This window comes from Rummeliibacillus pycnus, from assembly GCF_044359855.1.
GTDB classification, from domain to species: Bacteria; Bacillota; Bacilli; order Bacillales_A; family Planococcaceae; genus Rummeliibacillus; species Rummeliibacillus pycnus_A.
In genome coordinates this window covers 2,660,493-2,672,092 of the sequence record NZ_CP132291.1, presented here as the reverse complement: position 1 = coordinate 2,672,092, position 11,600 = coordinate 2,660,493, and the positions used below count along the sequence as shown (strand labels likewise).

The 11,600-nt window shown below is 38.0% G+C and carries 12 protein-coding genes and 1 pseudogene; all 13 read right to left on the bottom strand.

Annotation, left to right across the window (positions count from 1 at the left end; translation table 11 throughout):
- Window positions 1-28 precede the first annotated feature (28 nt).
- The 13 genes and pseudogenes from dusB to hpt all read right to left on the bottom strand — a co-directional run bounded on the left by dusB (window position 29) and on the right by hpt (window position 11,570).
- Complete coding sequence (gene dusB / locus Q8X41_RS13190) at window positions 29-1,057, bottom strand: tRNA dihydrouridine synthase DusB (RefSeq protein WP_397536766.1); 1,029 nt, start codon at window positions 1,055-1,057, stop codon at window positions 29-31.
- A gap of 106 nt (window positions 1,058-1,163) precedes the next feature.
- Window positions 1,164-1,292, bottom strand: a pseudogene (locus Q8X41_RS13185) (helix-turn-helix domain-containing protein); the annotation flags it as partial.
- Window positions 1,244-1,765, bottom strand: coding sequence for a 2-amino-4-hydroxy-6-hydroxymethyldihydropteridine diphosphokinase (folK, locus tag Q8X41_RS13180; RefSeq protein ID WP_397536765.1), 522 nt, complete (start codon window positions 1,763-1,765; stop codon window positions 1,244-1,246). The pseudogene Q8X41_RS13185 and the gene folK, both read right to left, overlap by 49 nt.
- Entirely contained in the window at window positions 1,762-2,130 is a 369-nt protein-coding gene (gene folB / locus Q8X41_RS13175) for a dihydroneopterin aldolase (RefSeq protein WP_397536764.1), read from the bottom strand. The genes folK and folB overlap by 4 nt, the downstream gene beginning before the upstream one ends.
- 91 nt (window positions 2,131-2,221) lie before the next feature.
- The gene (gene folP, locus Q8X41_RS13170; RefSeq protein ID WP_397536763.1) at window positions 2,222-3,052 is read right to left on the bottom strand and encodes a dihydropteroate synthase; all 831 of its coding nucleotides are present in this window, start codon (window positions 3,050-3,052) and stop codon (window positions 2,222-2,224) included.
- Between the two features lie 4 nt (window positions 3,053-3,056).
- On the bottom strand, window positions 3,057-3,896 hold the full coding sequence (gene pabC / locus Q8X41_RS13165; protein ID WP_397536762.1) for an aminodeoxychorismate lyase: 840 nt from the start codon (window positions 3,894-3,896) through the stop codon (window positions 3,057-3,059).
- Window positions 3,893-4,477, bottom strand: coding sequence for an aminodeoxychorismate/anthranilate synthase component II (gene pabA / locus Q8X41_RS13160; protein WP_397536761.1), 585 nt, complete (start codon window positions 4,475-4,477; stop codon window positions 3,893-3,895). The genes pabC and pabA overlap by 4 nt, the downstream gene beginning before the upstream one ends.
- A complete protein-coding gene (locus tag Q8X41_RS13155) occupies window positions 4,474-5,865 on the bottom strand; it encodes an anthranilate synthase component I family protein (RefSeq protein ID WP_397540270.1) in 1,392 nt (463 codons plus the stop codon). The genes pabA and Q8X41_RS13155 overlap by 4 nt, the downstream gene beginning before the upstream one ends.
- Window positions 5,866-6,006: 141 nt before the next feature.
- A complete protein-coding gene (gene cysK, locus Q8X41_RS13150; RefSeq protein ID WP_397536760.1) occupies window positions 6,007-6,942 on the bottom strand; it encodes a cysteine synthase A in 936 nt (311 codons plus the stop codon).
- A 147-nt stretch (window positions 6,943-7,089) separates the two neighbouring features.
- Window positions 7,090-7,980 carry an Hsp33 family molecular chaperone HslO gene (gene hslO, locus Q8X41_RS13145; RefSeq protein WP_397536759.1) on the bottom strand — a complete coding sequence of 297 codons (891 nt, stop codon included), beginning with the start codon at window positions 7,978-7,980 and terminating at the stop codon, window positions 7,090-7,092.
- Between the two features lie 16 nt (window positions 7,981-7,996).
- Window positions 7,997-8,761: a type III pantothenate kinase gene (locus Q8X41_RS13140; RefSeq protein WP_397536758.1), complete on the bottom strand. Its 765-nt coding sequence runs from the start codon at window positions 8,759-8,761 to the stop codon at window positions 7,997-7,999.
- 112 nt (window positions 8,762-8,873) lie between these two features.
- Complete coding sequence (gene ftsH, locus Q8X41_RS13135; RefSeq protein WP_397536757.1) at window positions 8,874-10,898, bottom strand: ATP-dependent zinc metalloprotease FtsH; 2,025 nt, start codon at window positions 10,896-10,898, stop codon at window positions 8,874-8,876.
- 129 nt (window positions 10,899-11,027) lie between these two features.
- On the bottom strand, window positions 11,028-11,570 hold the full coding sequence (hpt, locus tag Q8X41_RS13130; protein WP_397536756.1) for a hypoxanthine phosphoribosyltransferase: 543 nt from the start codon (window positions 11,568-11,570) through the stop codon (window positions 11,028-11,030).
- Window positions 11,571-11,600 lie beyond the last annotated feature (30 nt).

Genomic DNA, 11,600 nt, shown 5'->3' with positions numbered 1-11,600 from the left:
GGCGACTTTTGGTTTCCAGAAAGCTCTTTTAGCCAATTTGAATAGATTGAGAGCTTGAGTCACATTCTTCTATTTCATTGACAAGTTCATTTAAAATAGTACGTAATTCTAATGCTGTTTCAGCTTGGTTAATAAGCTTACGAGCCTTACCATTACCACGAACACCTTTTAAATACCAAGAAGCGTGTTTACGCATTTCACGTACAGCGATTACTTCACCTTTTAGCTGCATTAAGCGCTCGAAGTGTAGTAAGCAAACATCGATCTTTTCACGAATTGGTGGCTCCGGCATTAATTGACCTGATTTAAGGTATTCAACTGTGCGGTAAATCATCCAAGGATCGCCTAGTGCCGCACGTCCAATCATGACACCATCAGCACCAGTGTATTCAAGTAAACGTTTTGCATCTTCTGGTGTTTCAACATCACCGTTACCAATGAATGGAATATTAATATTCTCTTTAACTTCTTTTAGAATATCCCAGTTTGCTTGTCCTTCATACATTTGAAGGCGAGTACGGCCATGCATAGCAATAGCAGATGCCCCTGCACGTTCGGCAGCTTGTGCATTTTTTACTGCGAAGACATGATCTTCATCCCAACCGATACGCATTTTACAACTAACCGGTTTATCTACAGCATCTACTACTGCAGAAACCATTTCATAAATTTTATTCGGGTCTAATAACCATTTAGCCCCTGCTTCACATTTAATAATTTTATTGACTGGACAACCCATATTAATATCAATGATATCTGCTGTAGTATATTTGTCTACATATTGAGCCGCTTCTACTAATGTTTCTTTGTCTCCACCAAAAATTTGAAGTGAAAGTGGGTTTTCGCGTTCATCAATATAAAGCATATTCATCGTTTTGCTGTTGCGTTGAACGATTCCTTTATCCGAAATCATTTCTGCATATACTAGACCCGCTCCAAATTCTTTAACAGTTAGACGGAATGCTGAGTTACAAACTCCAGCCATAGGTGCAAGTACGACGCGGTTGTCCAAGATGATATCGCCAATTTTAAACGGTTTCCCTTGTGTTTCAGCCACCGTTTTTCCTCCTTTTGATCAGTGAGTATCAAGCTTCACCTTTTAATTCATTTATATTTATTTCAAGATTATTTCCTATAATTTGTAGCTCTTCGTCATTTACCTAACGTTCTCCCCGTTCGATTTTCCCCAAAATCGATAGTGATATGCCTGTTTTTTTAGCGAATTCGGCTTGCTTAATTCTTTTTAGCTTTCTGAATGCACGAATTCTGAAACCCCAGCGACTGTTTTCCATTGTCTAACGCCCTCTTTTCCAACTTGTGCAAGCATTGTTAGTAATGCCTCATTAGTCAGAGGGTGCTTAAGCTCTGGAGCAATTTCTACTAAAGGTACGAGAACAAATGCACGTTCATGCATACGAGCATGAGGTACGATTAACGTCTCTGTTTCAATATTGTCATTATTATAGAGCAAAATGTCAAGGTCTATCGTTCTTGGACCCCAGCGAACAATACGTATCCTTTTTAATTCTTGCTCTATTCCTTGGCATACTTCAAGCATTTTTTGAGCTGTTAATGTAGTATTTAAAAGTACAACCATGTTCAAAAATACATCTTGATCTGTAAAGCCAACTGGATCTGTTTCGTAGATAGAAGAGAGTTTAATAACCTCAACAGCCTCATGTCGTTGCAATAGTTCTACCGCATGACGTAAGGTCTCTTCTTTATCTCCCATATTAGATCCTAACGAGATATAGACTTCATTCATGCGAACGCTCCTCTAGTAATTTCTACAGAGACTTCTCTGTAATGACCTGGAATTGGTGGATCTGGTTTAATAACTTCTACACGGATTCCTTTCACAGCATTTGGATAGGTTTCACACACTACTGCTGCAATTTTTTCCGCAACAGCTTCGATTAATTTATAAGGTTTTCCTTCTACAACTTCTTTGCAAAGATCATATACTTCAGCATAGCTAACTGTATTGTCTAATTCATCGGTTTCACCTGCATACTGTAAATCCGTCGCAATCGCTAATGTGACGCGAAAGCGTTGGCCGAGTTTTGTTTCCTCTCGCAATACACCGTGATAACCGTAGAATTCCATATCTTTTATATGAATGTAATCCATTATGGACCTCCTAGTGATGGGCTTAATAGTATTTGATGCTTAATCATTTGGCTTTGCAAAACGAAATGCATCAAACGAGTACTTTCAGCTTTTATTTCAATGCATCCATCATTTTCATCATTCTCGTAATTGGTTTTACATCATGTACACGCACCATATGACAGCCCTTGTCTACACCATAACAACAAGTTGCTCCAGTACCTTCCATACGTTCATCTACAGGAAGATCAAGAACTGTTCCTATCATACGTTTACGAGATGTTGCCAGTAATACAGGATATCCCATATCCACAAGTTGCGGTAAAGCTTTCATCATTTCAATATTTTGCTCATGTGATTTTGCAAATCCGATACCAGGATCTAACCAAATGTATTCGTCTTTTACACCGGCTTTATGTGCTATATCAATACTCTTTTCTAAATCTGCTTTGGCATCTGCCCAGAAATCTTCCCCATAATCTTCGTTTGTGCGATTATGCATTAAAATGATAGGCACTTTAAGTTCCGCAGCTACTTTAGCAATTTCAGGATCATATTGTGCTCCCCAAACATCGTTAATAATATGCGCTCCTGCTTTAATAGCAGCACGTGCCACCTCTGATTTAAACGTATCAACTGAGATTAATACACCATCCACCTCTGAGCGAATAGCTTTTATTGCCGGAATAATACGAGAAAGTTCTTCCTCTGCAGAGATAGGTGTATGGCCCGGCCGAGTAGATTCACCGCCGATATCAATGATTTTCGCACCATCAGCAACCATTTCTTTTGCGTGCTTCACCGCATTTTCAACAGAGTTAAACTTTCCACCATCTGAAAATGAGTCTGGTGTAACGTTTAAAATCCCCATAACAAATGTTTCATTCGCAAAATCTAGCTCATTACCATCAATGGTTACTACTCTATATTTATCTAAATTCATTCGTCTACTCCTTCTCGATTGATGCAATATACATTTTGTGTAAGTTACGATAGATTACCCCTTCATTACCTAAGTAACATTTTTCACCCAACCCTCGAATCGGAATCAATTCTTGAATCGATGTAGTTATAAAACATTCGTCTGCGTATTCCAAATCTTGTGGAGTATACTTTCCCTCATGTATATCGAGGCCTGCTTCATTTGCCAGATTTAATACATGTTGTCGTGTAATACCTGGTAAAATTCCTGTAGAAAGAGCTGGCGTATATAACTCATTTGCTATTACCCAGAAAATATTCGATGTAATACCTTCAGCAACATAGCCCTCTGAATTGATAAAGAATCCCTCTAGATTTTTCAATGAAGGTAATTCAAGACGAGCGCGTACATTGTTTGCATAATGATGGGACTTATAGCGAATTTCTTGCTCGGGTGAATTACGTACAGTATTTAGCCATACAGCATTCTTCTCTTGTCCTCTTAAAACCGATGGCAATTCCTTACGAAAAATAATGACATTTGGGTTTGGATAATGTGTATTTCCCAATCCAATACCACCTTCACCCGCTGAAATGTTTAACCGAAAATAGCCATCCGTTTGTCCATTTCTTTTATTTAGTTCTATTATAACATCCCTCAATTTTTCGAAAGTGTACGGCATCGTAATCCGGTATTCTTCTAAAGCCCTCTGTATACGTGCGCAATGCTCTTCCCATAGAAAAGGCTTATCACTATATGTACGAAATGTCTCGAAAAAGCCCAATCCATATAGGTAGCCATGATCAATTGGAGAAACGGAAAGTTCCGTACTCTCAACATACTCCCCATTCATCCAACAAATCATCGCACTCTCTCCTTACAATACGTATCGATAAAGTTTTTTAAAAGCTGTTTACCGTCTTCCGTCATAATTGACTCAGGGTGGAATTGTACGCCTTCAACCGCAAGTTCCTTGTGGCGAATACCCATAATTTCCCCTTCTTCTGTCCAAGAGGTGATCTCTAGACACCCTGGTAGCGTTTCTTTTTCAACTATTAATGAATGATATCTTGTTGCAACATAAGGGTTAGACAACCCTTTATTCACACCTTTATCGTCGTGATGTATTGGTGATGTTTTACCATGCATTAAACGTTTTGCACGAATAACTTTTCCTCCAAACGCTTGTGCAATCGCTTGATGTCCTAAACACACGCCTAAAATCGGAATTTTGCCTGCAAAGTAATTAATAACATCAAGGCTGATTCCAGCTTCATTTGGACTACAAGGACCAGGTGAAACGACAATTATTTCTGGATGTAACAATTCAATTTCTTTAATTGTAATTACATCATTACGCTTTACGAGTAATTGCTCGCCCAGCTCACCAAAATATTGCACTAAGTTGAATGTAAATGAATCATAATTGTCAATCATTAAAATCATAGTGCGTTTACTCCTTCTGCCATTGTTTTAGCCTGCCATAATGCTTTTGCTTTATTGAGCGATTCAATGTACTCACGTTCAGGTACTGAATCAATTACCACTCCTGCCCCAGCTTGAATATAAGCTACTCCATTCTTGATAAAGGCAGTACGAATAACAATATTAAGCTCGATATCCCCATTAAAACCAATCCAACCAATTGAACCTGTATACAGTCCACGGCGAACGGGTTCTAATTCCTCAATTATTTCCATTGTGCGGATTTTCGGAGCCCCCGTTATAGTTCCTCCAGGAAAAACAGCACGAATTATATCGGTATTACTTTGCCCCTTAGCCACTTTACCACGTACATTGGACACGATATGCATAACATGTGAGTACTTTTCAATAACCATAAATTCATCAACATGGACCGTACCATATTCAGAGACACGCCCTAAGTCATTACGCTCAAGATCTACAAGCATGACATGTTCTGCACGTTCCTTTTCATGATTTATCAATTCGTTAGCAAGTGCTAAATCTTCAGCATCATCTTTACCACGTGGTCGCGTTCCTGCAATTGGACGAGTTGATAAATCTTCGCCATATTTCTGAATTAATAACTCTGGCGACCCTGAAACAACAGCGAAATCTGGTGAAGCGATATACGCCATATAAGGAGAAGGGTTAAATTTACGAAGCGCTTCGTACATTATCAATGGTTCTACATCAAGTTTTTTTGCCTGGCGAACAGATAAGTTCACTTGGAACACATCACCTTGTGCAATATAATGTTGAATTTGCTCAACAGCATCTTTAAACTGCTCGCTTGTCATTGAAACTATGCGAGAGTCATCGTTCTTTACTGTTTGAGCAGTTGTGTCATCAAAATAACTTCTCGAACGCTCAGTTTGCCAACTGTTTGCTAGTTCCTCGACATCTACATCGCTTGTAGATAACTTCATTACTGTTGCCTTTTCATTTTCAACATCCAGTACTGTCCAACAGTCCATTATATAAAAATAAATATCCGGTACATGAAGATCATCCTCAGCAATATTCGGAATGACTTCAATTTGCCGTACATAATCGTAAGTGATAAATCCAATCGCTCCTCCATAAAATGAATCACTTGGAGCATTAATTTTATATTGTAAAAGTAATTTTTCAATTAAATGGAGTGGTTCGCCTATATGTTGTTCACACTTACCATCTCGCCAGTCTATTTGTAATCCATTTCCTATCGATTGTACGACTGCAAGTGGATTCCAAGCAGCAATGGTTTTAGTACCACCTCTACCACTTTCTAAAAATACACTATGTGTTTCGTTTTCTATTTGCTTTTTATAGCTATTAAAAAAAACATCTTTTTGCATCGAAAAAGGTTCGGACTTTACCAGTTGAATTTTCAATTGAAAACCTCCGTGTTATATATGTCTTTCTAAATCTGCTTTCAGTATAACAACACCTATGTATTTAGCAAAATAATAATAAAAAAAGAGCACCTAATTATTAGGCACTCTTCTGATCCTATAGATTCATTAAGATTAGTCTTCATAACGATATAACGGTGTACTTAAGTAACGTTCACCATTATCAGGAAGAATAGCTAGAATATTTTTACCTTTACCAAGGCGTTTTGCAGTTTCAATTGCTGCATACATTGCTGCACCTGCAGAAATACCACCAAGAATACCTTCTTCTCTTGCTACTTTGCGAGAAGTTTCGAAAGCATCATCGTTTTCAACTGGCAAAATAGAAGTGATTACTTCTGCATTTAAAACTTCCGGTACGAAGCCAGCGCCAATACCTTGGATTTTATGAGGTCCTGGTTTACCACCGGATAGAACTGGAGAATCTTTTGGTTCAACTGCAATAATTTCGATTTCTGGGAATTTAGCTTTTAATACTTCACCAGAGCCAGTAATTGTACCACCTGTGCCAACACCTGAGATAAATGCATCTAGTGTAAGACCTGCTTCTTCAAATGCAGAAACGATTTCTGGACCAGTTGTTTCGCGGTGAATCACTGCGTTTACAGGGTTTTCAAATTGTTGCGGTAAGAACCAACCGTTTTCTTTTGAAAGTTCTTCAGCTTTTGCAATAGCGCCTTTCATACCTTCTGCCCCAGGAGTAAGAATTAATTCTGCACCATAAGCACGAAGTAAATTACGACGTTCCATACTCATTGTATCAGGCATTACGATTACCGCTTTGTAACCTTTTGCAGCTGCTACCATTGCAAGGCCAATACCTGTGTTTCCACTTGTTGGTTCAATTAATGTGCTACCTTCTTTTAATAAGCCATCTTTTTCTGCTTTATTAATCATAGCATATGCTAAACGATCCTTTACACTACTACCCGGGTTATAGTATTCAACTTTCACATAGACATCTGCATCATTAGGACCAGTTACATTATTCAACTTCACAATCGGTGTATTTCCGATTAAATCTACCACTGAATTAACTAATTTACTCATATCCTAAACCACTCCTAATCCCTAGTATTTTAATAGGTTTTGTTAATTTGATTTTACAACTATTAGGAATAGTTTGTCAATAAAAACAGCCCACATTTTAAAATCATGTAAGCTGTTTTTGTCTATTTATTTACATTAGACATTGAACTAGTTTTTTTGCTCGTGAATTTCTTCGATAAAGCCTTCTAATTCTTCATTAGAGTAATGATATTTCTCTTCGCAGAAGTGACAATGGGCTTCTGCCATACCCTCTTCATCAATTATATCTCGGATTTCTTTTTCACCAAGGCTAAGGATTGCTGCACCAAAGCGTTCTTTAGAACATGTACATTGGAATTTAACAGGCATTGTATCTAAAATTTGAACATTTCCTTCACCAAGAACAGCTTCTAAAATTTCTTCTGGTGTGTATCCTTTTTGAATCATTTTTGAGACCGGTTCAATAGTTGATAAATGTTCTTCAATTTCTGTAATTGTTTCATCATCCACACCCGGCAATACTTGAATAACAAATCCACCTGCTGCAAGAATCGTGTTATCTGTGTTGACTAATACACCTAGTCCAACAGACGATGGCACTTGTTCAGATTTCGCAAAGTAATAAGTGAAGTCTTCTGCAATTTCACCAGAAACAATAGGTACTTGTCCTGTAAAGTGATCACGCATACCAAGGTCTTTCACAACTGTCAAAGATCCTTCAGTTCCAACCGCACGTCGAACATCTAATTTTCCTTGAGCATTTAAATCAAAGTGTACTTGTGGATGCGTTGCATAACCTCGAACCTCACCTTTTGCATTTGCGCCTACAAGCATAGGACCGATTGGACCGTTACCATCTACTTTAACAGTGATTGAATCATTACCTTTTAACATAGCACCCATCATTACAGATGCAGTCATCGTACGTCCAAGTGCTGCAGAAGCTGTCGGCCATGTGTTATGACGACGTTGTGCTTCCGCTACAGTATCTGTTGTACATACTGCGAATGCTCGAACACTACCATTAAATCCAAGTCCTCTTACTAAATAATCAGCCATTATTTTTCCTCTTTTCCTAATGATTTCTTTTATAAATTAAATGTAATCCTTTTAAAGTTAAAAATGGGTCAACAATATCGATTATCTTTGACTCTTTTGCAATCATATTTGCCAAACCGCCTGTCGCAACAACTAGTGGATCTTCTTTACTTTGTTCACGCATACGCTGTACAATTCCTTCTACTTGTCCGACATAGCCATAAACGATACCCGCTTGCATTGATGATACCGTATTTTTGCCAATAACACTTTGGGGTCTCGTAATTTCAACTCTCGGCAGTTTAGAAGCTTTCGTAAAAAGTGCCTCCATTGAGATTGAAATTCCTGGAGCAATTGCCCCTCCCATATAATTGCTGTTTTCATCGATATAGCAATAGGTTGTTGCTGTCCCAAAATCAACAACAATAAGTGGCGTTCCATATTCATGAATTGCCGCAACCGCATTTACAATTCGATCAGCTCCAATTTCTCTTGGGTTTTCACACTTAATATTGAGCCCTGTTTTTACTCCTGGCCCAACTACTGCAGGTTCAATTGAAAAGTATTTTCGACACATTGTTTCTAATGAAAACATGATTGGTGGCACTACTGAAGAAATTATAATACCACGCACATCCTCAAAAGATAAAGCCACATGCATAAACAGTGTTTTGATTTGCATAGCATACTCATCCTCTGTTTTTTGAGGGTCTGTTTTCAAACGCCAATGATGCTCAAGCCGATCGGCATTATATACCCCTATTGAAATATTCGTATTTCCTACATCCATCACTAAAATCATGAAATATATCCTCACTTATATGCAATTTCTCCATGAATCATAACATATATGCATGAATAAAAAAAAGCTGACCACCTTACACAATGTGAGGGGCCAGACTTTTGTTTTGTATTTATTTGCGTTCTTCTTGAATGCCACCGTTTCGTTGTTCACCATCAGAATCATTAGGTAGATCGCTAACTGTTGGATCAGTAGTGCCTAATACATCTACTTTTGTTTCTTGAACAATATTGGCATCAGTAGATTCAGTCACTTCAGCATCGGTTTCATTTCCTGCTTTATGATTCTTTTTCTCATAAGCACGTTCAGGAAGTTTACCGTATTTCTCTAAGTGTTCGATTTGTTCAGCATCTAATGTTTCAACTTCAAGTAAAGTTGTTGCAATTAGATCTAGAAGATCGCGACGTTCTGTCAAAATTTTTCTTGTACGGTCGTATTGTTCTCTAACCATTTGTTGCATTTCTTGGTCAATTTCATAAGCGATTCGATCTGAGTAATTTTGTTCAGAGTTCAAATCACGTCCTAAGAATACATTGCCACCTTGGCTAGAGCCAAATTGCAATTGTCCAAGTTTGTCACTCATACCATATTCGGTAACCATTGAGCGAACAATACTTGTAACACGTTGGAAGTCATTATGAGCACCTGTTGAAACTTCACCAAAGACGATATCTTCAGCTACACGTCCACCAAGTAAACCTGATACTTTATCAAGAAGTTCAGGTTTTGTCATAAAGTAACGATCTTCTTTTGGAAGCATAACAGCGTAACCGCCAGCTTGACCACGGGGAACAATTGTTACTTTATGCACTTTTTCAGCTTCATCTAGTGTTAAACCAACCACTACGTGGCCAGCTTCATGGAATGCAACGATATTACGTTCTTTTTGTGAAATGACTCGACTTGTTTTCGCAACACCTGCAATTACGCGGTCTGTTGCTTCATCAATATCGCCCATATCAATTTTCTTCTTATTTTCACGAGCTGCAACGAGCGCTGCTTCGTTTAATAAGTTTTCTAAATCTGCACCAGAGAATCCCGGTGTACGTTGAGCAATTGCTTTTAAGTCTACTGTTTCATCTAATGGTTTTTTACGAGCATGCACTTTAAGTACAGCTTCACGGCCTTTTACATCTGGACGACCTACAGTAATTTGTCTGTCAAAACGACCTGGACGTAATAATGCAGGGTCTAATATGTCTGGGCGGTTAGTTGCAGCGATGATAATAATACCTTCGTTTGCACCGAAACCATCCATTTCAACAAGTAATTGGTTTAATGTTTGTTCACGTTCATCATGACCGCCACCTAAGCCTGCACCACGTTGACGACCAACTGCATCGATTTCATCGATGAAGATGATACATGGAGCATTTTTCTTAGCGTTTTCGAATAAGTCACGAACACGAGAAGCACCAACACCGACGAACATTTCAACAAAATCAGAACCACTGATTGAGAAGAATGGTACGCCAGCTTCACCAGCTACTGCTCTTGCCAATAAAGTTTTACCTGTACCTGGAGGTCCTACTAATAGGATCCCTTTTGGAATACGAGCACCGATTTCAGAAAATTTCGTATGGTCTTTTAAGAATTCTACAACCTCTACAAGTTCTTGCTTTTCTTCATCGGCACCAGCTACATCTGTAAAACGAACTTTTTTCTTTTGATCGTCATACAGCTTCGCTTTACTTTTACCAAAGCTCATCATACGATTACCGCCGCCTTGAGCCTGATTCAACAAGAAGAAGAACAGGATGAAGATGACGATAAATGGAATAATCCCAGTAAAGAATTGAATCCACCCACTCGTTTCTGGAGCTTTTAAGAAGTTGATTTTCGAATTGCCTTTAGCAGCAGCAGTAATCTTATTCATCAACTCTTGGTCATCACGAGGAATATTAGTAACGAATGATTCGCCCTTTTTATATCCCTCCATCTTACCTTTTACGACATAGACTAACTGATCTGGTTGAATCACAGCCTCAGTTACTTTGCCATTTTCTAATGCAGTAATGAACTCGTGATATTGTATCTCTTTCGTAGGTTGGTTCGCATTATTAAACGTCCCAAAGATCCCGATAATCACGAGGAAAATTAATAAATAAAATATGGTGTATCGAAATATTCGATTCATCCCCAGCCTCCTCACAAGATAAACAGAAAAACTATAGTAAATCTTAACATATGAACTTTTGGTCGTACAATGAAAAGCCTTTTATTCAAGATGTTTCCTTATAAAATTGTCTAAATTTAAACATTACTCTTAGAATGAGTATACTGCCGGTTTCAGAACACCAATATATGGTAAGTTACGATATTTCTCTGCGTAGTCTAAACCATAACCTACTACAAAAGCATCTGGAACTTCAAAACCTACATAATCTGCTTGTAGGTCCACTTTACGACCAGATGGTTTGTCTAATAATGTAACAATTTTAATAGACTTCGCTTTACGATATTTAAATAGATCTACAAGATAGCTTAAAGTTAAGCCACTATCAATGATATCTTCAATGATAATGATGTCGCGACCTTCTACGCTTGTATTTAAGTCTTTAACTATTTTCACCTCTCCAGATGAAACAGTCGCATTACCATAGCTTGTTACATCCATAAAATCGATTTCAACATAAGCATCGATTCGTTTCATCAGATCAGCCATAAATGGCATTGCACCTTTAAGTACACCAATCAATAACGGAAATTTATCTTGGTATTCTAAAGTTAGAGATTCCCCAAGCTCTTTAATCTTATTTTGTAACTCTTCCTCTGAAATTAATACATTTTCAATGTCTTTCTGAAGCATATTTAGTTCCTCCTTGATTGTATATAGACA